This window comes from Pseudomonas oplopanacis, from assembly GCF_057128725.1.
Genome location: NZ_JBSKHV010000015.1, coordinates 99,460 through 123,633, shown reverse-complemented (window position 1 = coordinate 123,633; position 24,174 = coordinate 99,460). Strand labels below are relative to the sequence as shown.

Here is a 24,174-nt window from a genome sequence, read left to right as displayed (position 1 = left end):
AATAAAGATGCCGAACCCATAAACAAAGGTTATGGACTTGCCATGCGTCTTCGTCATATCGAGATATTCCAGGCCATTCGCCAGACCGGTTCGATCAGTGCCGCCGCGCAATTGCTGCACGTCTCGCAGCCGGCGGTGACCAAGGTGTTGCAGCACGCCGAGCAGCAACTGGGTTTTCCGTTGTTCCTGCGGGTGCGCGGCAAATTGCAGGTAACGCCGGAAGCGCTGGAGTTGGAGCGTGAAGTCGATAAGGTCACCGAAAGCCTGCAAGGCGTGCGGCGCCTGGCCCAGAGCTTGCGCCGCGAGCCCGGCCATAGCCTGCGCATTGGCGCCACTCCGGCGCTGGCCCTGTCATTGCTGCCGCCGGCCATCCACGAGTGGACCGAGCGCTACCCGGACATCGCCTGCGAACTGTCCAGCGCCCATAGCCGCGAACTGATGCAGAACCTGCTGATGCGTGAAGTGGACGTCGCTCTGACCCTGCAACGACCGGATCATCCGGGGCTCAAGGCCCAGGCGCTGGCGTCCGGCGTGCTGGTGGCGCTGGCGCCCGCGGGATATTGGTCGGCGGCAGAGGCCGGCACACCGTTGCCGTTGATGGCGCTGGCGGATGCCCCGCTGATTGGTTTGTCCAGCGCCGACCCGTTGGCGGCCCGGCTCGACAGTTACCTCGAAGCGGTGGAGCCGCCGCCCCGGGTGCGCATCGCGGTGCAGACCTATTCACTGGCCCGGGCGATGGTGGAGTCTGGCGCAGGGTTGGCGGTGATCGACCCGTTCACCGCACTCGGCGCCTCCCCCACCGCGACGGCGATTCGCCCGTTGACGCCGCCGCTGCCCATTACTCTGTACGCGGTAACCCGCGCCACTGAACCGCCGCCCCACACGTTGAATGACTTGTTGCAGGTATTCAGCCGCCGCGCCCAGGAACAACTGGATCGCTTGATCTCTACGCAGGACTAATGTGGAAGCTCACTCCTACAGGGGGGATTGCGGGGGGTTAGAGGACGTAGAAGAAAATCGCCACAAAGTGCAGCAGGCTCCCGGCAATCACGAACAAATGCCAGATCCCGTGGGCATGGCGCAGTCGATGATCGAGGGCAAAAAAGATAATCCCCACGGTGTACAAAATCCCGCCCGCCGCCAGCCACGCAAACCCCGCCGCGCCCAACGCCGCCAGCAACGGCTTGACCGCCACCAGCACGATCCAGCCCATTACCGCGTAAATCACGATCGACAGAATCCGTGCTTCCGAGCGCGGCTTGATCTCTTGCAGGATGCCGATCAGCGCCAGCCCCCAGACAATCCCGAACAGCGTCCAGCCCCACGGTCCGCGCAGGGTCACCAGGCAGAACGGCGTGTAACTGCCGGCAATCAGCAAATAGATCGAAAAGTGATCCACCTTCTGCATGATCGCTTTCTTGCGCCCGCGCACGCTGTGGTAAACGGTCGAGGCGCTGTACAACACCAACAAGGTGAAACCGTAAATCGCCACGCTGACGATCTTCCACGGGCTGCCGTCCATGCTGGCGATCACCAGCATCCACACCACCCCGACCGTTGCCGCCACTGCCCCGACCAAATGCGTCCAGGCGTTCAATCGTTCCCCGTGATACATGCGTCGCTCACCTCAACATTCGTTGCAACATCGCGCAAGACTACCTCAGTGACCTTTTGATCTCGAAAAAAACGCAGCCTCGTTTCACTCGACAGCTGCTACAAAAGGACGCATGCGTGCACAATCGAGCCATTCGAATAAGAGTCCGGGCCATGCTGATCGATGAAGAATTGACCCTGAAAAAACTCGAGGTGTTCCTGGCCTTCATGCGCACCGGCAACCTGGCCCGTGCCGCCGCCGAGTTGCAGACCAGCAATGTCAGCGTGCATCGCGCCATCCACTCGCTGGAAAGTGCCCTGCGCTGCCCGTTGTTCAAACATGAAGGCCGCAACCTGACACCGCTGGAGAGCGCTTACGTACTCGAAGAACGCGCGCAGAAGCTGATTCAGGACGTGGTCGAAACCGTGCGCCTGACCCGCGAAGCCGCCGGTTTTTCTGCGGAACGCTTCAAACTTGGCTCGCTTTATTCACTGACGGTGAAGACCGTGCCGCAGCTGATCATGGGCCTGAAGATCCGCCGTAGCGAACTCAACATCGACCTGATCCTCGGTTCCAATTTCGACCTGTTGTACAAGCTCAAGAACATGGAAGTCGACGCGATCCTGGTGTCGCTGGACGAGAGCGTCAACGACCCGGACTGCGAGCAGATCCCGCTGTTTTCCGACGACATCTTTCTCGCAACGCCAGCGGATTCGAAGTTTGCCCAACGCGCCGAGGTCGACCTGGCCGAAGTGCGCGACGAGACGTTCATTACCCTGACCCAGGGCTTCGCCACGCACCAGGACGGTAATCGGGTGTTCAAGCAGGCGGGGTTCGAACCGAAAGTGGCGATGCAGGTCAACGACATCTTCACCCTGCTGAGCATGGTCAGTTCAGGGGTGGGTTATGCGTTGCTGCCGGGGCGGATTGCGGCGGTGTATGAGAACCGGGTGAAGCTGATTCCGTTGCAGGAAAAGTATCGGTTGCAGCAGCACATTGGCGTGGTGTTCTTGAAGGCCAAGGAGCGCGATCCGAACTTGCTGGCGCTGTTGGCGGAGTGCCGGATGTATGCCAATCGCCAAGTCTGAAACCGTGTCGCGCCCTTCGCGAGCAGGCTCGCTCCCACATTGGAATGCATTTCCCTGTGGGAGCGAGCCTGCTCGCGAAGGCGTCGGTACATTCAGAAGCGATGCTTCAATTTAGCCGACAATCCCGCGAACAATGAAGTACAGCAGCGAAGGCCCCAGCAAGCACCCAAGCCCGGTGTGGAACGTCGCCGTCAACGCGCCATAAGGCACCAGCCGCCGATCCGTCGCCGCCAGTCCGGCTGTCACGCCGCTGACCGTCCCGGCCAACCCGCCAAACACCATCGCTGACCGCGGGTTATCCAGGCCCATCCAGCGCGCCGCCATCGGCGTGCCGACCATCACCAGAATCGCCTTGATCAACCCGGTGGCTATCGACAGCGCCACCACATCGGAACTCGCACCAATCGCCGCCCCGGTCACCGGTCCGACGATGTACGTCACCGCGCCCGCACCAATCGTGGTCATGCTGATCGCATCGCGATAACCAAACGCCCAGGCCATGCTCGCGCCAACAATGAACGGCAGGATCGTGCCCAGCAACAACGCGATCACACCAATCAGCCCGGCCTTTTTCGCTTCCGTGGCTTGCACTTCGAATGCCGTGGCAACGATGGCAAAGTCGCGCAGCATCGCGCCGCCCATCAGACCAATGCCCGAGAACAACGTCAGGTCCGCCAGGCCTTTTTGCCCGCCGGTCATGGTGCCGCCGACCCAAGCCAGTACCAGGCCGATGACGATGGCAATCGCCGAGCCGTGAATCCGCCCGTAGGTGAGGCGTTTGGACAACACCACCGACACCCACATGATCACGCCAACAAACGCGAACGCGGTGACCAGGCCATTAGCGGTCAAGCCTTTATCAATGAGTTCCCACATATCAGCGACCTCCTACGGGTGTGCCGACCGGGGTGACTTCCACCGGTTCATCGGGCAAGGGTTCGCCTTTGTGGGTCCGGCTGATCAAGGCAATCGTGCAGCCGCAGATCACTACTGAACCAATCGCCGCGAGCACTGCCACCGGGCCGCCGTGCAGCGCGGTGACGACGTTCTGTTGCGCGGCCATCGCGACCACTACCGGAATGTACATGGCGCCCCAGAAGCCGACGCCCATCTCGCAATCCTTGGTCATGCCCCCGCGCTTCTGCATCCACAACCGCGCGCAAATCAGCAGGATCATCGCGATCCCGACCCCGCCGACGTTGGATTTGACGCCCAGCAACACGCCCAGCGCGTCACCCATGATCACCCCTGCCAGCGTACAGATCGCCAACAGCGCCACACCGTAAATAATCATTGTTGTAGTCCTCAAAGTGCATCGTCGAATGTTGTTTTTGTTGTTCGAAGGCCTGAGTTCGGGTCTAGAGTTGGCGGCTTCCCTCCTCACGCAACAGCGCCTGCAAGGTGTCGAGCCGCGCACCGTCGAAAGCGATCACGGTGCCCTGCTCGAATACCCGGCGCGCCAGCCCGGTCAACACCGCACCGGGCGGCAGTTCAATCTGAAGTCTTACGCCGCGCTCATAAGCGCTTTGCACCGTGCCGCGCCAGTCAACGACACGGCACATGTTGAACGCGAGGTCATCGCGCAAGGCGTCGGCGTTGATTATGGGCCGGGCGCGACTGCCGCTCAGGTAACCCAAGGTCGGCGTTTTCAGTGACACCTTGGCGAAAGCTTCGGCCAGAATTTTTGCCGGTGCATCCAGTAGCGGGCAATGCGAAGGCACGCTCACCGCCAGTCGTTTGGCCAGTCCTGCGCCGTGACCTTTCGCCAACGTCGCCACCGCTTTCATGGCATCGTCGCTGCCGGCAATCACCACCTGGTTATCGGCGTTGATGTTGGCCAGGTAAACCGGCGTGTCGACGCTGTGAACCTGCGCCAGCAAACTTTCGACTGTGGATAATTCCAGACCGATGATCGCAGTCATGCCGTAGCCCTGTGGATAAGCCTGCTGCATCAACTCACCGCGCAGGCTGACCAGATGCAGCGCATCGCCAAAGCTCAAGGCACCGGCCACCACTGCTGCCGGGTAAGCGCCGATGGACAATCCGGCCACATAATCCGGCGCCATGGCCAATTGACGAGAAGCTGCGACTCCGGCGATCAACAGGCAAAGCTGCACTGCCCGTGTCGACTTCAGCGCCTGCGCAAAATCGAGCAGCAAAACGTCTTCACCCAACACGTCACTCGCCTCGTTCAGCGTTTCGCGAGGCAAACGCTGGAGCATGCCCGGCTGCTGCGCGCCTTGGCCCGGGAACACCAGCAAACTGCTCACGCGGCTTGCTCCTGTGGGTTCCATGGATCAAGCACCAGACAGGCTTCGCTGGCATTTTTCAGCAACACCCGACGAGCCGAACCGGCCCATTCGCGCAGGGCCACAGCGCCGAATGGTGTCTGCAATTGCATGTCCACCAAACACTCGGCAGCCTCCAGAATCTTCACCAGATCCTGCGCTTGAGAACGGCCCAGCGCTTGTGGCGTGCGCAGGATCAAGTCGAGATCGCTGCCCTCGTGCAACGCCGCAAACCCGCTGGCCAATTCAAACCCGGCACTGCCGCTGACACCCCACACCCAACCACAGTCATCGAGTATCGGCCGCAGATGATTGAGGGCGCGCACGGCCGGAAAATCCCGATCAATCGAGACCTGGCAAAGGTCTTCCGGTTTGACCCGACGTTGAATGGCATCGACCGGCATCAGCGTCGCAAAACGTTGTTCACGCAAGCGCCCACGCACGCCGACCGCGACCAGACCCGCCGCGCTCAGCGCACGCCGAACCACCACGGGCTGGCCCGCGCTCAGGGACTCGGTCACCCACGCAGGCGCATCCGCAGGCAACTGCTCCGGGGTCATGCCCCAGAGCAGATCGTGGGCCAGAGGCGTGTTCACCACTGCGCTCTCAGCAGTTGGCGAACCTTGCTCGAAGCGGCACGGTTGCTTGCGCCCAAACGGCTGCTCAGATCGCGACCGCTGGCAGCCACATCGCCAATCGCCTGGTTCAGGCATTCCGTCACCCGCGCCAGATCGGCGGCCGTCGGCTGTTCAATCCGTTCCACCGACAGGGTTTCCCACAGCAAACCGAGGCTGGCGTAGCTGTCGATGTCATAGGCCATCGGCGGCACGCTGGCGGCCAGCGCTTCAAGTTCTTCGACGCTGCGCAAGGTCACTCGCGCCGCCGAAGCCTTGCCCATCGCATGCACCATCACCCCAGGATCACGCAGGGCGATCAGCCGATTAGCCTGATACCCATGGGCCAGAAACGCGCCGGACATCGCCTTGCCCACCAGCAAACCAATCACTGCGTGGCCTGCCAAACGAGCACGGGCATAACTGTCTGCCGCACCGGCCAATGCCTGATGAATGCCGAGGGCTTCTTCGCGTCGGCCATAGGCCTGGCTCGGCACATCGACGATGGCGATCACGGCGCGCTTGTGCGGTTTATCCACATCAGCGGCGATCACTTCATCCAACGCTTTCGCCAAGCCCCACCCTTCCAGCAAACCGACTTCACCGTTACGCGCACGGACAAAACGGTTGTCCGGATCCGACACCACCGCGATAAACCGGACAGGCTGATCACCCAGCACGCCATCGGCCACTTTCAATGAAGCCGGTAAACCTTCGACCGCTTTCGCCCCGGTGCTCAAGGCGTTGAACCAGTTCAAACCTCTCAGCGAATAGGTGCTCATGAGCGCGCTCCTTGATACAGATCGCGAACCGTCGCCGGTTCGATTTGCGGCGCGGCGTCCAGGCGGGCCAGCCGTTGCAGGTACAGATCGGCCTGACGACTGCGTTGTTGCGCCGGCAACCCCTGCTGCAGCAATTCACTGACGTGTTGCTGAATCTGCGCCACATCGTCGGCGGCATAGCGATCCACCAGACCGCTGGCGAAACGCTGTTCACCCCCGGTCAGGCTCCAGATGAACGGCCGGTCGCGGGAGTCGTATTCCTCAAGCCCGGCTTCCTGTTCGATGACTTGCGGACCGTTCAGACCCAGACGCGCTTCCTGGGTCACCAGCAAATAGCTGCACAACCCGGCGGCAATCGACATACCGCCAAAGCAGCCGACGCTACCGGCCACCACACCAATCACCGGTTGGTATTGGCGCAGGTCGACAATCGCCGCATGAATATCGGCAATCGCCGCCAACCCGAGGTTGGCTTCCTGCAAGCGCACGCCGCCGGTTTCCAGCAGCAGTACGGCGCGGGTCGGAATGCCGTTACGGTTGTCTTCGGCGGCCAGTTCCAGCGCGCCCGCCATCTTCGCCCCGCCGACTTCACCAAGACTGCCGCCCTGGAAGGCGCCTTCGATGGCGGCGATCACCACCGGCAAACCACCGATGCTGCCCTTGGCGATCACCACGCCGTCATCGGCTTGCGGCACCACGCCCTGGCGCTCCAGCCACGGCGACATGACGCGTTGAAACGGGTCGAGCAACTCGCGGAAGGTGCCGGGGTCGAGCAAGGCCTTTGCCCGTTGCCGGGCACCGAGTTCGATGAAGCTGCGTCTTTGCAGGGATGACTGCAGGAGATCAGTCATGACCGATCTCCTCAAAACCTTGTTCCAGACGCAAGCGCACCACGCCCGGTGTCGCACCGAAGTCATGGATGGCGATGTCCATCGCCGGCGGCGTCTGACCGTCGAACATCCGCGCGAACAGATGCTGCCAGCGCTGCTGCGCGCCGTTGACCGAAGTCTGCACGTTGATGGTCAGCTTGCCGGCCTGACCCGGCTCGATCAGCACTTCCAGATCGCCCGAGCCGACACAGCCCACCAGCGTGCGACCGCGTGGCGGTTGGCCCGCAGGGAATTCAAAGGATAAGGTTTCCATCAGAAAGCTCCGGACTCGAGGCGGTCGATAAACAGGCAGGCGGCGAGCAGGTCGGCAGCACCACCGGGCGAGGCATTCAACGCGATTAATTGTTCATCCAGCTCATGCAAACGGCGGCGGCCGGCAAGGCTGGCGCTGCCGCCCGCATCGAGCACAGCCTGGGCGCCGAGTTGCATGGTGTGCAGGCCTTGTTCACCGGCGCGGTAGAGCACGCAGGTGTCAGCCAGTCGGGTCATGATCGCCAGCAAGGCATCGAGCCGGGCGTTCTGTTCACCGTGACCGGCGGTGCGGCTGTGCTTGAGTTGCGGCAATGCCCGTTGCACCACCGAAGGAAAACCGAGCTGCGCTTCTTCACGGGCACCGCGGGCGCCGTAACGCTGGGCGACTTGTGCGCCGTGGCTTAAAGGACGTGGTGCGTAGCGATCATCGAGTAAAGCCAGGCGTGCGGCGCGCAAAGTGACGGCACCGGGCTGGGTGTCCGAGCTGTCCAGCGCGGCAGCAGTGACCAACAGGCCCACGGCCCAGATCGCCCCGCGATGGGTATTCACCCCACCCGTGGTGGCGAGCATCGCGTGCTCCCCTTCCCGGCCAATCCGTCCCACCGCTTCGCGCAGCGGCAAACCGATTTCGCCACATTCGATAGCGGCTTCGGCCATCTCCTTGAACGCAGACCAGAGTGACAACGCCGAGGCGTGCATCAACCCCAGGTGCAAATCGGTGTGCGCGCCGTTGCCACGACGGTCGACCAGCGCCGGTTTCGGCGACAGGTCTGCTTCGTCGATCAGCGCATCCACCGCCAAATCGGCGAGCCGTTCCGCCAGGGTCAGAGTTTTAGGTTGCAGGTTGAGTGCGTGCATTACCAGCTCCTGAACTTGGCGGGCGGGTTGTAGAGGCCACCGGACCACTCGACCAGATCCGCCACGCTTTTCGCGGCGAGCAGTTCGCGGGTGGCGTCGGTGCGGCGGATGCCGAGGTCTTCGGGCAAGGCAATCAAGCCTTCGCGGCGCATGCGTGCGGTGTCTTTGGGGTTGTGGCGCAGGCCGATGGCGGTCACCCCGGCGACGGCGGCGATCATCGCCTGGCGTTCTTCCAGCGAGCGCGCCTTGTATAGATACGCGATGCCTTCTTCGGTCAGCAGGTGGGTGACGTCATCGCCGTAAATCATGATCGGCGCCAGCGGCATGCCGCTTTTCTTCGCCACGTCGATGGCGTCGAGGGTTTCGACGAAGGTCGGTTTGCCGCCCTCCTGGAAGGTCTCGACCATTTGCACCACTAGTTTTTTACCGCGTTCGAGCAGCGGTTCTGGCCCGTCGGTGTGACGCATGTCGAGCCAGGCCGGCGTGCCGTGCCGACGACCGCGCGGGTCGTGGCCCATGTTTGGCGCACCGCCAAAACCGGCGAGGCGTCCGCGGGTCACGGTGGAGGAATGACCGTCGCCGTCGACTTGCAGCGTGGCGCCGATGAACAGGTCCACCGCGTATTGCCCGGCCAGTTGGCTGAACATCCGATTGGAACGCAGCGAGCCGTCACGCCCGGTGAAGAACACATCCGGCCGCGCGGCGATGTAGTTTTCCATGCCGAGTTCGGTGCCGAAGCAATGCACACTTTCGACCCAGCCGCTTTCAATCGCCGGGATCAGGGTCGGGTGCGGATTGAGCGTCCAGTTGCGGCAGATCTTGCCTTTGAGGCCGAGGGATTCGCCGTAGGTCGGCAGGATCAACTCGATGGCGGCGGTGTTGAAACCGATGCCGTGGTTCAGCGACTGAACGTTGTGTTTTTCGTAGATGCCGCGGATCGCCATCATCGCCATCAAGATGTGTACAGGCTTGATGTGCCGTGGGTCGCGGGTGAACAGTGGTTCGATGTAGAACGGTTTGTCGGCCACCACTACGAAGTCGACCCACGAGGCGGGGATGTCGACACGCGGCAAGTCGCTGACATCGTCGACCAACTGGTTGACCTGAACGATGACGATGCCGTCGCTGAATGCGGCGGGTTCGATCAGTGCCGGAGTGTCTTCGGTGCTGGCGCCGGTGTAGATGTTGCCGGCGCGGTCGGCCATGAAACCGGCCGAGAGCACGACGTTGGGAATCAGGTCGACCACCAGCCGCGCATAGAGCTCGATGTAAGTGTGGATCGCGCCGATTTCCAGCAAGCCATCTTCCAGCAACTGGCTGATGCGCAGGCTTTGCGTACCGGCGAAGGAAAAGTCGAGCTTGCGGGCGATGCCGCGTTCGAACAGGTCCAGATGCTCGGCACGGCCGACGCTGGGCATGATCATATGCAAGTCATGGAGCTTGGCGGGATCAGCCTTGACCAGGGAGCGGGAGAGGAAATCCGCCTGCTTCTGGTTGTTGCCCTCCAGCACCACGCGGTCGCCGGGCAGGATCAAGGCTTCCAGCGCCGCGACGATGTTGTCGGTGGGCAGCACCACACCGTCGGCAAGATCCTTGACCAACGCCAGACGCCGCTGCTTTTCGCTGCGCCGCCGCGTCCATCGCGAGTCGGGGGATATTGTTGTTGTCATGACCACTCCACGGGTTCGCTGTCGTGGAGTCACCTTAGGAGTGTTGGGTGGGGGCATCAATCAAGCGCAGCGTCGGATCGTTACGCTCACCGTAACGAACACTCCCCTGTGGCGAGGGAGCTTGCTCCCGCTCGGCTGCGTAGCAGTCGTAAAACCATTACGCAGGGTGCACCTGATACACCTCGATTGCAGGATTTGGGGCCGCTTCGCGACCCAGCGGGAGCAAGCTCCCTCGCCACAGATTTGTGCAGTCATGTCTGCGGTGTATTGAAGGCCGCCTTCGCGAGCAGGCTCGCTCCCACATTGGATCTGCAGCGTACACAAAACCCCTGTGGGAGCGAGCCTGCTCGCGAAGGGGCCCGTCAAACCAATCCGGCACTCACCAGTAACTCTTCAAGCGCCAGCAAGTCCGGCACCTTCGCCACTTGCTCGCCCACCTGCACCGCTGCCTGCTCCAGCGAACACAGCGGCACGTCGACATAACTCAATTGGCTGTCGAGCTTGTACGACCGAGGAATCCCCTGCACCAGCAACGCAATGAACTTCAACGTCGGCCGTCCGCCGAGCGCGTTGAGAATCACGATCCGCGCCCGCTCGCCAATAACAATTTTCTGGCCGCACGCCGATTCAAAACTCAGCAACGGAATCTGCCGGTCCCGCCACTTCACCAGCCCCAGGTACCACGGTGGCGTATCGAGGTCGAACGCCCCCGGTTGATAGTCGATCAGCTCCGCCACCGCGACGTTGGGCACGATCAGGTTGCGGTCGGCCAAGGGCAGCAACAGGCCGGTGAGGTTGCTGGTGCGATGTTCAAGCATGGGATTTGCTCCACAGGGCGATGCTTTCCAGCAGCACCGATTCCTGGTACGGCTTGCCAAGGTAGTCGTTGACGCCGATGGCCATCGCGCGGTCGCGGTGTTTCTGGCCGGTGCGTGAGGTGATCATGATGATCGGCAGGTGTTGCAAGCGCTCGTCGGCGCGCACCTGGGCCGCGACTTCGAAGCCGTCCATGCGCGGCATTTCGATGTCCAGCAGCATCACGTCCGGCATGTGTTCTTCGAGCAGCAACATGGCGTCGACCCCGTCCTTGGCGGTCAGCACGTTCATGCCGTGGCGTTCGAGCAAGCGACTGGTGACCTTGCGCACGGTCACCGAATCATCGACCACCAGCACCAGCAAGGGCTTGTGCGGCTCGACCTCGGTGTCCTGGGTCTGCGCCCGTTGCGGCGACGGCGCCTGCATGGCGCGGATCGGCGCCAGCAAATCAAGAATCAGCACCACCCGGCCATCGCCCAGAATCGTCGCCCCGGACAAGCCCTGCACCGCGGCGAATTGCGGGCCGAGGCTTTTCACCACGATCTCGCGGGTGCCGGCCATGGAGTCGACCTGCACCGCAATGTGCCGCTCGTTGCACTGCACCAGCAACACCGGCAACGGCAGGCTTTGGCCCAGCAGTTTCGGGCGGGTGCTGGTTTTCAGCAGCTCGCCGAGGTAGCACAACTCATAGTCCTGCCCGGCGTATTTGTACCGCGGAGGATCGAGTCGGTAATGCCCTTCTAGTTCGTTGGGCAGCACGCGGACGATGCCGTCGATGGTGTTCAGCGGGATCGCGTATTGGTCCTCAAAACACTGCACCATCAACGCACGGTTGACCGACACAGTGAACGGCAGACGTATGCGGAAATGCACGCCCTGCCCCGGCACCGAGTCGATGACCATGGTGCCGCCGAGCTGGCGGACTTCTTCATGGACCACGTCCATGCCGACGCCACGCCCGGAAATCTGGGTGATCTTCTCGGCCGTGGAAAACCCCGGTTGCAGGATGAACTGCAACACATCGCGGTCGCTGATATCCGCATCTTCGGCGAGCAAACCACGCTTGATCGCCTTGCGCCGCACAGCGTCCAGCGGCACGCCGGCACCGTCGTCGCGGATATCGAAAATCATGTCGCCGCCCTCGCGGGACAAGTCGAGGGTGATCCGTCCCTTGGCTGGTTTGCCGGCGGCGATGCGCACCTCGGCCGATTCCAGCCCATGGTCCACGGCGTTGCGCAGCATGTGCTCCAGCGGCGGCGCCATGCGTTCGAGGACGTTGCGGTCCATCTCGCCTTCAGCGTTGCCGACGATGAATTCCACGTCTTTGCCCAGCTCGCTGGAGACCTGCCGAACGATGCGCTTCAAACGCGGCAGCATCCGTTCGAACGGCACCATGCGCGTGCGCATCAGGCCTTCTTGCAACTCGGTATTGATGCGGCCCTGCTGTTGCAGCAGGTTCTCCGCGTCCTGATTGCGTCGGTCGAGGGTTTCCTTCAGGTCCAGCAAGTCAGAGGCCGATTCGAACAGCGCACGCGACAGTTGCTGCAATTGCGAGTGGCGGTCCATTTCCAGCGGGTCGAATTCTTCGTAGCCCAGGCGTTCGGCATCGACTTGCTGACGGCTGAGAATCCGCCCCTGGGTTTCGGTATCGAGCCGGCGCAGTTGGTCGCGCATCCGTTCGATGGTGGTTTCCATCTCGCTCAAGGTGACGCGCGCATCGTTGACCTGCTGTTCGATACGGCCGCGGAAGATCGAGGTTTCACCGGCCAGGTTGACCAGGTCGTCGAGCAGCTCCGCCGAGACCTTGACCATGTCGGCGCCCGCGTCGGCTTGCAGCGCGGGCGCCTCGGGCTTGGCGGCGACAGGCGCGACAACAACGGGTTGCAGCACGGCCGGATGGCTGAAGTTCTTGATCGCGTCGATCAGCCGGTCAGCCGGCGGCAAGGGCTGTTCGGCGCGGGTCGCATCGAGCATCTGCGCCAGGCGGTCGTGACTGCTTTGCAGCAGGGTGAACAACGCTGCACTCGGTTGCAGGGTGCCCGCCGACAGGCTTTCGTAGAGAAATTCCAGCTCGTGGGCCAAGTCGCCAATCGGGCCGATTTCGACCATGCGTGCACCGCCCTTGAGCGTGTGCAGGTCACGCAGCAGGGTTTCGATTTCCTGCCGGCTCGACGGTTCGGCTTGCCAGCGCACGAGGGCGGCGCCGGAGTTTTCGATGATGTCGAAACCTTCCTCGAGGAAGATTTCCAGCAACTCGGGATCATGCCCCGGCGAATCCTTGACCGGCGCGGGCTCCGTCACTTCGGCGGCGTTGACGTTGCCTTGGCGAAACTGGCGAATCGCCTCGATCAACTCGCTCGGCGTCCCCAGCGATTGTTGATTCTGTAGCTGCTCCAGCAGCACCGCGAGCCGGTCATGGCTCTGTTGCAGCAACTGCGCCAGGGTTTCGCTGTGGGTGTAACGGCGGTCCACCAAGCCTTCGTAAAGGCTTTCCAATTCATGCGCGAGGTCGCCGACCGGCTCGACTTCAGCCATCCGCGCCCCGCCCTTGAGCGTGTGCAAATCGCGCTGCAAGGACGACAGCGGTGCGGCGTTATCCGGGTCACTCAGCCAGCGCTGCAGAGCCTGGCCGGCGCTTTCGAGGATATCCACGGCTTCTTCGAGGAAGATCGAAACGATTTCATCGTCCAGATCAACCTGGGTCGCGGCCTGCTCCAGCTCGGCGGTGGCGCTGCCCAGTTCGCGAATGCTCAGGGTCCGGCTGCCGTCACTGCGGATCAGGCCCATGGACGACGGATCCAGACTTTCATCGAGCAAACCGCGCAAAGCCCGGATGCGTTCCGGTTGCGGGCTGACTTCCTGGCCGGCAGCCAGTTCGTCGAGCATGTTGATCAGCGCTTCGTGAGCACTTTGTGCCTCATGGAAAAACCGTTCGCTGACCGCCAGGCTGCTCTCTTCCACCGCGCCATACAGGTCGAGCAAGGCTTCACAGAGGGCGTCCACAGGGTGCAGGTCGGCGAGGTGCGCGCCTTCGCCGAGGGTGGTCAGCTCATCGAGCAGCGCGGTCAGCTCCTGACGTTCGCCGGGATGCTGCTGCCAGCGCTGCAACAGGCTTTCGGCGTCCAGCAGGATGTCCATGCCCTGGGCCAGGAAGTTGTTGATCAGCTGCGGATCACGTTTGGTTCGCAGCGCGGTATTGGGTGTGCTCAACAGCGATTGCAGACGTTCGGCGAGCAACGCCTGGGTGCGCTCGATCAATGAGCGGGCACCGCGAATCTCGGCCAGCGGATCAGTCTTGAGCTGGCGCAAGCCGAGCCGGAACAGCCCTTCGGCTTCCAGCAACAACTCGACTTCGTCCAGGTCCAGCGCGATCAGGTGCGCCTTGTATTCGCGGGCCAGTTGGTCCAGCGGCGTCGCAAGCTCGGCAATCGGCAAGACCCCGGCCATCGAGGCGCTGCCCTTGAGCGTGTGCAAGGCGCGCTGCAACTCGTCGCTGGCCTGCAGCGGTACATGCTCGGCGGCCTGATCGAGAAAGCGGTTGAGGCTGGCCAGGTGGGTTTCGGCTTCTTTGCGGAAGATCTCCAGCAACAACGGGTCGAGGGCCGCGACGTCCTGTGTGTCTTCATCGCTGGCCGGCGCATCGCCCTTGGCGAGGGCGTGCGCACGCGCCGCCAACTGGTCGACATCGTTGCGTTGCCTCTGGGCATTGCCGGCGAACTCGGCTACCAGTTCCGGCAGTAAATCCAGCGCGTCGGTGAGCAGTTGCTGCACGGCGGCGCCCGGCGGAACGCTGTCTTCCAGCACGCGGTTGAGCAGGTTTTCCACCGCCCATGCCAGCTCGCCCAATACCAGTGCCCGGACCATCCGGCCACTGCCTTTCAACGTGTGGAAGGCGCGGCGCAATTCGCTCAGGGCGGGTTTGTCGTCGGGGTTGGCGGCCCAACGCGGCAAGTATTCATGGAGAATATCGAGGACTTCATCGGTCTCCTCGAGAAAGACTTCACGCAGCTCATCGTCCACCGGTTCTTCGTCGGCGGGCGGCGGTAACAGGCTGCCCGGCGTGGTCAGGGCCGGTGGATTGACTGAGGACACGGGACTGGCCAGCACATCGGCCAGCGACTGCACGATCTCGGGGTCATCGAGTTCCTGCTGGTCCTGCATCACCTGGGCTTCACTTGGGCTGAGCACATCGTCGAGCATCGGCACGTGCAGTTCGCTGGGGAAAAACCCGAGCGCTGCCAGGCTTTTTTCGGCGACATCGAGCAGTTTTTCGCCCGGTGCCTCGGGGTCGTCGCTCAGGCGTTCGAGGTAATACTCGATGCTGGAAATCACGTCTGCGAGGCTGTCCAGTTCCTGCCAACCGGGTTGATCCGGCTCCAGCAGCAAATGCTCGCGGATGAAGTGATTGCAGGTTTCGATCAGGCTCGCCGCCCGGCTCAACGGAATCATCGCCAACGCGCCGCGCACCTGGGTCAGCAACGCAGGCAATGCCTGAAGGTGCTGACGATCCCAGTCGGCGTCGATGTAGTCGACGATCATGTCCTTGGCTTCTTGCAGGCAGATGCGCGCTTCGCGGATGACGATCTGGTGGATCTGCGTCAGGTCGGTGGTCGGCAGGCGGCTTTCTTCCCGGCTCTCGGGTTCCACGGTGCCGACCATGCCGGCCAGGGTGGCTTCGACATAGAGCAAGGCGCCCGCGACGTCCATGAGGATCGCGTCGTTCGGTTCGCGCTGGCCCTGAACCAGGCTCAGCACTACCGCCAGTTGATCGATGATGACTTTGCGCGGTTGACCAAACCCCAGCACCGCCAGGGTGTCGGCGATCTGCCGCAGTGGCGCCAGCAGGCTGTCGAGGTCCGAAGTGTGCTGGCGGTCGCTGCGCACGAACAGGTCGAGGCGTTCCTTGACCCGCACCAGTTCTTCACAGAGCGCAGCCAGTACCGAACGCATGGCATCACGGTCGGGGCCGGCCAGTCGCGCACGTTCTTCATCGACCATCGCGCTGTCGGGCAACGCATCGTCCAGTGAGTAGCGATCTTTCATGGTCAGCATCTGCCCGGTGGGATGGTCGGCCTTGGCAATGTAGAACAGCAAACTCTTGAGCAGCTCCGGCGGTGCCGGTTGATTAATGCCGTGGAAGCCTTGCTCAAGCAGACGCTTGAGCTCATGGTCGGCCTCCTTGAACAGGCTGCGCAACGCCGGACTGTTGGCGATCACGCCGGCGCGCATGCCTTCGACCAGCGCCGAGGCGACTTGCCACAACGGGCTCAGGGGCGCCCCTGCGCACAGCCCTTCGAGGCGTGAAAAAACCCTCCCCAGGTAATCGAGGTGGGTCTGGTCATCTTGCTCGCGCAGCAACCCGACCAGCGCCACCTGCAGCATCTGGCGTAATTTGCGCAGCACATTGTCGAAGTCCGCAGGCTCCAGCCGGATCAGTGAAGCTTCGTCCAACGGCGGCAGATCCGCCAGTTGCGGACTGAACAGGCTGGTTTCCGAGAGCAGGGTTTCACCCCGGGCACTGCGCAAATCGTTGAGCAGCGGCAACACCACCAAAGGCAAGTCCCGGCGCGCACTTTGCACCCGGTCGAGGTAAATCGGCAGTTGCCCAAGGGCTTGCAGCAACAGGTGCAGTGCCTCGTCACGATGGCTGACGCGGTCGTGCTGCAAGGCGCTGGTCAACTGTTCCATCTCTTCGGCGAGCAACGCCGCGCCGTAGAATTCAACCATCTGCAAACTGCCGTGAACCTGATGGATGTACGCCAGGCAATCGCTCAAGGCGTACAACGCCTGCGGGTCATCAAGCAGGGTTTCGATGGCTTGATGAGCCAGCTTCAGCGTTTCGGCAATCTCGCCTTTGACCCACTCAAGGGCCACATAGTCGTGCCGATCACCCATAACCACTCCAGTCCCTACGCCAATCAAAAATCATACGCCTGTGGACGGTTCACACTTTGTCTGCCGCCTGCGCCTTGGCGGCCGGCAAGGTGAAGCCGGACACCGAACGCCGCAGCTGACTGGCCATTTTCGCCAGGTTGCCGATGCTCTCGGCGGTGGCAGTGGAGCCGGACGAGGTCTGCGAGGTGATTTGTTGAATCACGTTCATCGTCAGGGAAATCTGCCCGGCCGAAGAGGTTTGTTGCTGCGCCGCGTTGGAAATACTCTGGATCAACGCGGCGAGGGTCTTCGATACGCCTTCGATTTCTTCCAGAGCCACACCGGCATCCTGCGCCAGCCGTGCGCCACGCACCACTTCGGTGGTGGTCTGCTCCATGGAAATAACCGCTTCATTCGTATCAGTCTGGATCGCCCGCACCAGGGTTTCAATTTGTCGGGTGGCGGCGGACGAGCGCTCGGCCAGGCGCTGCACCTCGTCGGCGACCACCGCAAAACCACGCCCGGCGTCACCGGCCATCGACGCCTGAATCGCTGCGTTGAGCGCGAGGATGTTGGTCTGGTCGGCAATGTCATCGATCAGGCTGACGATGTCGCCAATTTCCTGGGAAGACTCACCCAGACGCTTGATGCGTTTCGCGGTGTCCTGAATCTGCTCGCGAATGTTGTCCATGCCGTGGATGGTGTTGTGCACCACCTCGTTGCCCTTGTTGGCAATTTCCACCGAGCGCTCGGCCACCGCCGACGATTCGGCAGCGTTGGCCGAGACCTGATCGATGGACTGGGCCATGTCGTTAATGGCCGTGGAGGCTTCGGAAATCTGCTGTGCCTGATGCTCCGAGGCCTGCGCCAGGTGCATGGCGGTGGCCTGGGTTTCCTGCACGGCGGCGGCCACTTGGCCGGCGGTGAGGTTGATGGTCGCCACCAGGTCGCGCAATTGGTCGACGGAATAGTTGATCGAGTCGGCGATGGTCCCGGTGAAGTCTTCGGTCACCGAGGCGGTGACGGTCAAATCGCCGTCCGCCAGGTCTTCGATTTCGTCCAGCAGGCGCATGATCGCGTTCTGGTTACGTTCGTTCTTTTCGGCGGTTTCCTGAAGCTGGCGGTTGGTTTCGCGCACCATCACCAGACCGATCAGGATGATCGACATCAGCGCCAGCAAACCCAATACGTAGCCGCCGATGGTGTCGGTGTTGCGCCCGCCGGCGAGGTTTTCGAAACCGGTGGCCAGGTGCGAGGCTTCGTCGAGCAGGGTCTGCGACAGGGTAAAAATGTTGGTGGCCGACTCACGGACCTTGAATAGTTCGGGCGAGGTTTCGAGGATTTCATCCACCGAGCCCGAGACGAATTCGAACAGTTCGGAAATCTCGGTCAATCGGGCGCGTGCGTCGCGGTCTTCGACCTGACTGATGCGCAGTGCGACGTTGCCCTGAAGCATGCCGTTGAGCACCTGACCAAAACGCGCGGCGTCGCGGCCGAAGGCATCGGCGGCCTGCTGCGAGTTTTCGTCGCCGGACAGCACGGTGTTCACTGCGCCCAAAATGCGCTCGGCCAGCAGCGATTGACGCTGGGCCATCGCCACCTGAGCCGCCGGGGCGCCCCGTTGCAGGAGGATCTCGACGACTTTTTCGTACTCGACCTGCAACTGCGGGACGGTTTCGGCGAGTGTCGCGGCAACCTGATGCAGCGACAGCACGGTCTGTTCGCTGGAGAGAATGGCGTCGGTGTTTTTCAGCAGGCGTTCCCAATCGAGCTGCACGGCGCGCATTTCCGGGCGCACGGTGGACGGCGCGGGCGGCAGGCCGGTGGCCGGGTCGCCCTTCTTCAGGTAACCCCAACGCAAGGCAAAGTCGTTGCGCGCATCGCTGAGCAGCTTGAACGCAGCCGCTTTGCCGGCGGCGGCTTCGGTGGCGTTTTTGGCGATGCGCTGGGAGAGCACGCGCAGCTCGCCGGCGTGGCCGATGTACTGTTTGTCGTACGTCGCCTGGGTATTGAGGTAAGCGAAGTTGGCGAACAGCAGCATGATGAACACGATCAGCGCGATAAACAGCACGATGATCTGCGAGCGGCTGCGCGATCCTTCTGGCTTGCCTGTTTTTGCTTTTATCATCGGTCCTCGCCTGTTAACCAACCTTTAGAACCCGCCGAAGAACCTGTGGCGAGGGAGCTTGCTCCCACTGGATCAAACCGCCACGTGCATAAAGCCTTGCGACTGCGCCAGCGCAAACGGGCTGAACACTTGCCAGGCCTGCTCGCGCTGGAACCGGCCTTTGACGAACGCCGACATCGGCCCGCTCGCCTGATCTGCCGGTTCCAGGGTGTCTTGGGCAAAGTGCTGCAAGCCGAAGACTTCGTCGACCAGCAACCCGGCAAACACCTCGTTATGTTCCACCACCAACACCCGCCGCTGCTTGCGCGGCGCCGAGACTTCGTGGCCAAAGAAACCGCACAGATCCATGATCGGCAGCAGTCGCCCACGCAGGTTGGCGACCCCTTTGACCCAGGATTTGACGCCCGGCAACTGAGTGAAACGCGGTTCATGCAGGACTTCGCTGACCTCGCCCATGGGCGCGACGTACCACTCTTCGCCCATGCGAAAACCGATGCCGCTCCAGCTGTCCTGGCGGGTCGGTTGCGACGGCAGGTCCGCCGCCAGCAGACGACAGCGCTGGTCGATCTGCAGCAGCAGTTCGAAAGCCGTCAGCGACTCGGTCATGGCCCGACGATCAACCGGCCAGGACGTTGTTGAGGGTTTTGATCAGGGTCTCTTCATCGACCGGTTTGGTCAGGTAGTCCTTGGCGCCCTGGCGCGTCCCCCAGACCTTGTCGGTTTCCTGATCCTTGGTGGTGATGATGATCACCGGGATGTGCCCGGTGTCCGGGTCTTTGGTCAACTGGCGGGTTGCCTGAAAACCGTTGAGGCCAGGCATGACGATGTCCATCAGCACGGCGTCAGGTTTTTCCTGACGGGCCAGGGCCACGCCGTCGGCGCCGTTCTCGGCTTTCAACACTTCGTGACCGTGCTTTTCCAGCATGCCGGTCAGTTTGTACATTTCGGTCGGCGAATCATCGACGATCAGAATACGTGCCATGGTCTTCCCCATTCTTGTCGACGCCGGGCCCGTTGGCCGAGCGTCACTGTGCGTGTCCTACTGCGGCAAAACGGCGGCGAAGCCCGGAACATGGGCCTGGATCGCGTTCAGCAGTTCTTCCTTGCTGAAAGGCTTGGTCAAAAACTGGTCGGAGCCGACGATGCGCCCCTTGGCCTTGTCGAACAGCCCGTCCTTGGACGACAGCATAATCACTGGCGTGGACTTGAACGCACTGTTGTTCTTGATTAAAGCGCAGGTCTGATAGCCATCCAGACGCGGCATCATGATGTCGACAAAGATGATGCCGGGATGGTTATCGGCAATCTTGGCCAGCGCATCGAAACCGTCGATGGCCGTAATGACTTCACAACCCACATTCTTCAACAGCGTTTCGGCGGTACGACGAATCGTCTTCGAATCGTCGATCACCATGACCTTCAAGGCGCTGGAATGCTGATCCATAAATGCTCTACCGTCGCCTTTGCGAAACAAATTGTCCGTTTGGTGGCTGGAACCCTTGATGCTCAAGGGCCAGCACGGCATGGCAGCCTTTTTAGCACAGTCTCCAAATGCAATCTATCGGCCGGTCTTTGCGGTGGTTTTTCCTTGACCGGGAACACACTCAGCGCCACTCTGACGCCACTTTTTCATGTCCGTTCGGACCATTCATTTTCGAGGAAAAACCCATGAGCGTTCGCGTCGGGATTGTCATGGATCCTATTGCCAGCATCTCCTATAAAAAGGATAGCTCGCTGGCCATGCTGCTAGCCGCGCAGAAGCGCGGCTGGGAACTGTTCTATATGGAACAGCGCGATTTGTACCAGGGCGAAGGTGAAGCACGGGCGCGGATGCGACCGCTGAAAGTCTTCGCCAACCCGGAAAAATGGTTCGAACTCGAAGCCGAGACCGACGCGCTGCTGAGCGATCTGGACGTGATCCTGATGCGCAAGGATCCGCCGTTCGACATGGAGTTCGTGTACTCCACCTACCTGCTGGAGCAGGCCGAGCGCGCCGGCGTGCTGGTGGTCAACAAACCGCAGAGCCTGCGTGACTGCAACGAAAAGCTGTTCGCCACGCTGTTCCCTCAATGCACGCCGCCGACCGTGGTCAGCCGTCGCGCCGATGTGCTGCGTGAATTCGCCGCCAAGCACGGCGACGTGATCCTCAAGCCGCTGGACGGCATGGGCGGCACTTCGATTTTCCGTCACCGTGCTGGCGACCCGAACCTGTCGGTGATTCTGGAAACCCTGACCGCGCTGGGCACCCAGCAGATCATGGGCCAGGCGTACCTGCCGGCCATCAAGGACGGCGACAAGCGTATCCTCATGATCGACGGCGAGCCGGTGGATTATTGCCTGGCGCGCATTCCTGCCGCTGGCGAAACCCGAGGCAACCTGGCGGCCGGCGGTCGTGGTGAAGCTCGCCCGTTGACCGACAAGGATCGCTGGATCGCCGCCCAAGTCGGCCCGACCCTGCGCGAGAAAGGCCTGCTGTTCGTGGGTCTGGACGTAATCGGCGAGCACCTGACCGAGATCAACGTCACCAGCCCGACGTGCATTCGCGAGATTGATAATGCGTTCGGCACCGACATCGGTGGCCTGCTGATGGATGCCATCGATCAGAAGCTCAAGGCTCGTTGATATAGAACAGCCAAGACACGATCAACATTGCGTTATCATGCGCGGCCTGTGAAAAACGCGATGTTGGTCTTCTTGTCATGACGCTCCCGTCCGATCTGCCCGCTGAACTCGCCCATCGTGGCGTGCGCCCGGCCGATCGCCTCGGTTTTACCCTGTTTCTCGCGGCGTTGATTCACCTGGCCTTGCTGTTGGGCGTCGGCTTTACGATGGTCGAACCCAAAACCATCAGCAAAACCCTGGAAATCACCCTCGCCACCTTCAAAAGCGAAAAGAAGCCCGAAAAAGCCGATTTCCTCGCCCAGGAAAATCAGCAAGGCAGCGGCACCCTGGATAAAAAGGCTATTCCCAAGACCACCGAGGTCGCGCCGTTCCAGGACAACAAGGTGCAAAAAGTCACGCCACCGCCCGCCGCCAAGCCTGAAGTACAGGAAGCGCCGCCCAAGGCTGCCGTGACGACCATCGCACCGAAGCCGAAAAAAGCCCCGGCCAAGAACGAAGAGGTCAAGCCGACAACCAAAGCGGAAGTGGCCGCGCCGACGTTTGACAGTTCCCAGCTGTCCAGCGACATCGCCAGCCTCGAAGCGGAACTGGCCAACGAACAACAGCTGTACGCCAAACGCCCGCGTATCCACCGCTTGAGCGCGGCCTCGACCATGAAAGACAAAGGCGCCTGGTATAAGGACGAATGGCGCAAGAAGGTCGAGCGCATCGGCAACCTCAACTACCCCGATGAAGCCCGCCGCCAACAGATTTACGGCAATTTGCGCTTGATGGTCTCGATCAACCGCGATGGCTCGCTGTATGAAGTGCTGGTGCTGGAGTCGTCCGGGCAACCGTTGCTGGATCAGGCGGCGCAGCGGATCGTCAGGCTTGCGGCGCCGTTTGCGCCGTTTACCGGGGACCTTTCGGACATCGACCGCCTGGAAATCATCCGCACGTGGAAGTTTGCGCGTGGGGACAGGCTCTCCAGTAACTGATCCACACAAAGCCCGCTCCCACATTTGATCTGTGTCGACTGCCAAAATGCGGCATCCCCAGCTTGTCAGTTTGCCCCTCCAACGCCACACTAGCGCTCATGAAGAACGTCAGCCCCAGCTACCTCAAGCATCACTTCCTGATCGCCATGCCTCACATGGCCGACCCGAACTTTGCGCACACCTTGACTTACATCGTCGAGCACACCGCCAATGGTGCCATGGGGCTGGTGATCAACCGCCCGCAAGACCTAAATCTGGCCGAGATCCTCGAGCAGCTGCGCCCGGACATCGAGCCGCCAGCGCTGTGCCGGCATGTACCGATTTTCATCGGCGGCCCGGTGCAGACCGATCGTGGTTTTGTCCTGCATCCCAAGGGCGAGAGCTATCAGGCGACCGTTGATCTGGCAGACGAACTGTCTCTTTCCACTTCCCAGGACGTGCTGTTCGCCATCGCCGACGGCGTAGGCCCGGCGAAAAGCCTGATCGCCCTCGGTTACGCCGGCTGGGAAGCCGGCCAGCTGGATGCCGAACTGGCGCAGAACGCCTGGCTGACCTGCCCGTACGACGCCGACATCCTGTTCAACACCAGCAGCGAACTGCGCCTCGAAGCGGCGGCCAAACATTTGGGCGTCAATCTCAGCCTGCTGACCAGCCAGGCGGGGCACGCCTGATGGCCCTGCGCCTGATTTTGGGTTTTGACTACGGCACCAAACAGATCGGCGTTGCGGTCGGCCAGGTGATTACCGGCCAGGCTCGCGAGCTGTGCACCTTGAAGGCGCAGAACGGCGTTCCCGACTGGAATCAGGTCGAAGCCCTGATCAAGGAGTGGAAGCCCGACGCCGTGGTGGTCGGCCTGCCCCTGAACATGGATGGCACCCCGAGCGACATGTGCCTGCGCGCGGAAAAATTCGCCCGGCGCCTCAACGGTCGCTACAACTTGCCCTTCTATACCCACGACGAACGCCTGACCACGTTTGAAGCCAAAGGCGAGCGACGTGATCGCGGCGGGCAAAAAGGCAGTTACCGCGACAACCCGGTCGACGCCATCGCCGCCGCCCTGCTGCTGCAAGGCTGGCTCGACGAAAACAGCGCACTGTTCGAGTCCTGAAGCAACGAATCCTCAAGAGCCGCCGCAAGCGACTCTCTATAGCGACAACCCGAGCCACCCTTCAAGCAGCATCCGGCTCGGGCCCAAGAAGGAGCAACCATGAGCCTGCCCAATCCCGCCGAACTGATCAGCCAGATGGCGATCCGTCTCAAGGCACACCTGGAACACCGTGGCATCAGCGAACCGCGTTACATCGGTATCCGTACCGGCGGTGTCTGGGTCGCCCAGGCGTTGCTCGAAGAACTGGGCAGCGACGCGCCGCTCGGCACCCTGGACGTGTCCTTCTACCGTGACGACTTCAGCCAGAACGGCCTGCACCCGCAGGTTCGCCCGTCGGCGCTGCCGTTCGAGATCGAAGGCCAGCACCTGGTGCTGATCGACGACGTGCTCATGAGCGGCCGGACCATCCGCGCCGCCATGAACGAACTGTTCGACTACGGCCGCCCGGCCAGCGTAACGCTGGTCTGCCTGCTGGACCTCGACGCCGGCGAGTTGCCGATCAGCCCGAATGTAGTTGGCGCGACGCTGCCGCTGGCCGCCCATGAGCGGGTCAAGCTGTCCGGCCCCGAGCTCAAGCTTGAACTGCAAGACCTCGCCCTTTAATCCGCCCTAT

Annotated in this window: 23 protein-coding genes; 7 read left to right on the top strand and 16 right to left on the bottom strand. The window is 62.0% G+C overall.

The features are described from left to right. Positions 1–42 precede the first annotated feature (42 nt). Complete coding sequence (locus tag ACWKV5_RS24855; RefSeq protein ID WP_483843404.1) at positions 43–960, top strand: LysR family transcriptional regulator; 918 nt, start codon at positions 43–45, stop codon at positions 958–960. A 37-nt stretch (positions 961–997) separates the two neighbouring features. On the opposite strand, the gene trhA is transcribed toward ACWKV5_RS24855, so the two are convergent. Then, complete coding sequence (trhA, locus tag ACWKV5_RS24850; protein WP_483843403.1) at positions 998–1,615, bottom strand: PAQR family membrane homeostasis protein TrhA; 618 nt, start codon at positions 1,613–1,615, stop codon at positions 998–1,000. 152 nt (positions 1,616–1,767) lie between these two features. Here trhA and ACWKV5_RS24845 point away from each other — a divergent pair, with 152 nt between their 5' ends. After that, entirely contained in the window at positions 1,768–2,682 is a 915-nt protein-coding gene (locus ACWKV5_RS24845; RefSeq protein ID WP_483843402.1) for a LysR family transcriptional regulator, read from the top strand. A gap of 111 nt (positions 2,683–2,793) precedes the next feature. Here the strand turns inward: ACWKV5_RS24845 and madM are convergent, their stop codons facing one another. From madM to pilG, 15 genes are all read right to left on the bottom strand, one after another. Then, complete coding sequence (gene madM / locus ACWKV5_RS24840; RefSeq protein ID WP_027926587.1) at positions 2,794–3,558, bottom strand: malonate transporter subunit MadM; 765 nt, start codon at positions 3,556–3,558, stop codon at positions 2,794–2,796. Position 3,559: 1 nt separating this feature from the next. Beyond that, a complete protein-coding gene (madL, locus tag ACWKV5_RS24835; protein WP_027926586.1) occupies positions 3,560–3,976 on the bottom strand; it encodes a malonate transporter subunit MadL in 417 nt (138 codons plus the stop codon). Positions 3,977–4,040: 64 nt separating this feature from the next. Then, positions 4,041–4,952: a malonate decarboxylase subunit epsilon gene (gene mdcH / locus ACWKV5_RS24830; protein WP_483843401.1), complete on the bottom strand. Its 912-nt coding sequence runs from the start codon at positions 4,950–4,952 to the stop codon at positions 4,041–4,043. Beyond that, complete coding sequence (locus tag ACWKV5_RS24825) at positions 4,949–5,569, bottom strand: malonate decarboxylase holo-ACP synthase (protein ID WP_483843400.1); 621 nt, start codon at positions 5,567–5,569, stop codon at positions 4,949–4,951. The genes mdcH and ACWKV5_RS24825 overlap by 4 nt, the downstream gene beginning before the upstream one ends. Then, the gene (gene mdcE / locus ACWKV5_RS24820) at positions 5,563–6,366 is read right to left on the bottom strand and encodes a biotin-independent malonate decarboxylase subunit gamma (protein WP_483843399.1); all 804 of its coding nucleotides are present in this window, start codon (positions 6,364–6,366) and stop codon (positions 5,563–5,565) included. The genes ACWKV5_RS24825 and mdcE overlap by 7 nt, the downstream gene beginning before the upstream one ends. Beyond that, complete coding sequence (locus tag ACWKV5_RS24815) at positions 6,363–7,217, bottom strand: biotin-independent malonate decarboxylase subunit beta (protein WP_483843398.1); 855 nt, start codon at positions 7,215–7,217, stop codon at positions 6,363–6,365. Before ACWKV5_RS24815 ends, mdcE begins: the two co-directional genes overlap by 4 nt. Then, positions 7,210–7,509: a malonate decarboxylase subunit delta gene (locus tag ACWKV5_RS24810; protein WP_140671129.1), complete on the bottom strand. Its 300-nt coding sequence runs from the start codon at positions 7,507–7,509 to the stop codon at positions 7,210–7,212. Before ACWKV5_RS24810 ends, ACWKV5_RS24815 begins: the two co-directional genes overlap by 8 nt. Continuing rightward, positions 7,509–8,366, bottom strand: coding sequence for a triphosphoribosyl-dephospho-CoA synthase (locus tag ACWKV5_RS24805; protein ID WP_483843397.1), 858 nt, complete (start codon positions 8,364–8,366; stop codon positions 7,509–7,511). Before ACWKV5_RS24805 ends, ACWKV5_RS24810 begins: the two co-directional genes overlap by 1 nt. Further along, entirely contained in the window at positions 8,366–10,036 is a 1,671-nt protein-coding gene (gene mdcA, locus ACWKV5_RS24800) for a malonate decarboxylase subunit alpha (protein ID WP_483843396.1), read from the bottom strand. The genes ACWKV5_RS24805 and mdcA overlap by 1 nt, the downstream gene beginning before the upstream one ends. A 362-nt stretch (positions 10,037–10,398) precedes the next feature. Next, entirely contained in the window at positions 10,399–10,854 is a 456-nt protein-coding gene (locus ACWKV5_RS24795) for a chemotaxis protein CheW (RefSeq protein WP_483843395.1), read from the bottom strand. Next, positions 10,847–16,747: an Hpt domain-containing protein gene (locus ACWKV5_RS24790; RefSeq protein ID WP_483843394.1), complete on the bottom strand. Its 5,901-nt coding sequence runs from the start codon at positions 16,745–16,747 to the stop codon at positions 10,847–10,849. Before ACWKV5_RS24790 ends, ACWKV5_RS24795 begins: the two co-directional genes overlap by 8 nt. A gap of 49 nt (positions 16,748–16,796) precedes the next feature. Beyond that, on the bottom strand, positions 16,797–18,854 hold the full coding sequence (locus tag ACWKV5_RS24785) for a methyl-accepting chemotaxis protein (protein WP_483843393.1): 2,058 nt from the start codon (positions 18,852–18,854) through the stop codon (positions 16,797–16,799). A 72-nt stretch (positions 18,855–18,926) separates the two neighbouring features. Then, positions 18,927–19,460 carry a chemotaxis protein CheW gene (locus ACWKV5_RS24780; RefSeq protein WP_483843392.1) on the bottom strand — a complete coding sequence of 178 codons (534 nt, stop codon included), beginning with the start codon at positions 19,458–19,460 and terminating at the stop codon, positions 18,927–18,929. Positions 19,461–19,470: 10 nt separating this feature from the next. Further along, complete coding sequence (pilH, locus tag ACWKV5_RS24775; RefSeq protein ID WP_027926574.1) at positions 19,471–19,836, bottom strand: twitching motility response regulator PilH; 366 nt, start codon at positions 19,834–19,836, stop codon at positions 19,471–19,473. 57 nt (positions 19,837–19,893) lie between these two features. Continuing rightward, positions 19,894–20,298, bottom strand: coding sequence for a twitching motility response regulator PilG (gene pilG / locus ACWKV5_RS24770; RefSeq protein WP_027926573.1), 405 nt, complete (start codon positions 20,296–20,298; stop codon positions 19,894–19,896). Positions 20,299–20,522: 224 nt separating this feature from the next. Here pilG and gshB point away from each other — a divergent pair, with 224 nt between their 5' ends. The 5 genes from gshB (at position 20,523) to pyrR (ending at position 24,164) form a co-directional block, all read left to right on the top strand. Beyond that, complete coding sequence (gene gshB, locus ACWKV5_RS24765; protein ID WP_123434720.1) at positions 20,523–21,476, top strand: glutathione synthase; 954 nt, start codon at positions 20,523–20,525, stop codon at positions 21,474–21,476. Between the two features lie 77 nt (positions 21,477–21,553). Beyond that, positions 21,554–22,453: an energy transducer TonB gene (locus tag ACWKV5_RS24760; protein WP_483843391.1), complete on the top strand. Its 900-nt coding sequence runs from the start codon at positions 21,554–21,556 to the stop codon at positions 22,451–22,453. Positions 22,454–22,551: 98 nt separating this feature from the next. Then, a complete protein-coding gene (locus ACWKV5_RS24755) occupies positions 22,552–23,124 on the top strand; it encodes a YqgE/AlgH family protein (protein WP_483843390.1) in 573 nt (190 codons plus the stop codon). Further along, complete coding sequence (ruvX, locus tag ACWKV5_RS24750) at positions 23,124–23,561, top strand: Holliday junction resolvase RuvX (RefSeq protein WP_007945492.1); 438 nt, start codon at positions 23,124–23,126, stop codon at positions 23,559–23,561. The genes ACWKV5_RS24755 and ruvX overlap by 1 nt, the downstream gene beginning before the upstream one ends. A gap of 99 nt (positions 23,562–23,660) precedes the next feature. Then, positions 23,661–24,164: a bifunctional pyr operon transcriptional regulator/uracil phosphoribosyltransferase PyrR gene (pyrR, locus tag ACWKV5_RS24745; RefSeq protein ID WP_483843389.1), complete on the top strand. Its 504-nt coding sequence runs from the start codon at positions 23,661–23,663 to the stop codon at positions 24,162–24,164. The last annotated feature ends 10 nt before the right edge of the window (positions 24,165–24,174 follow it).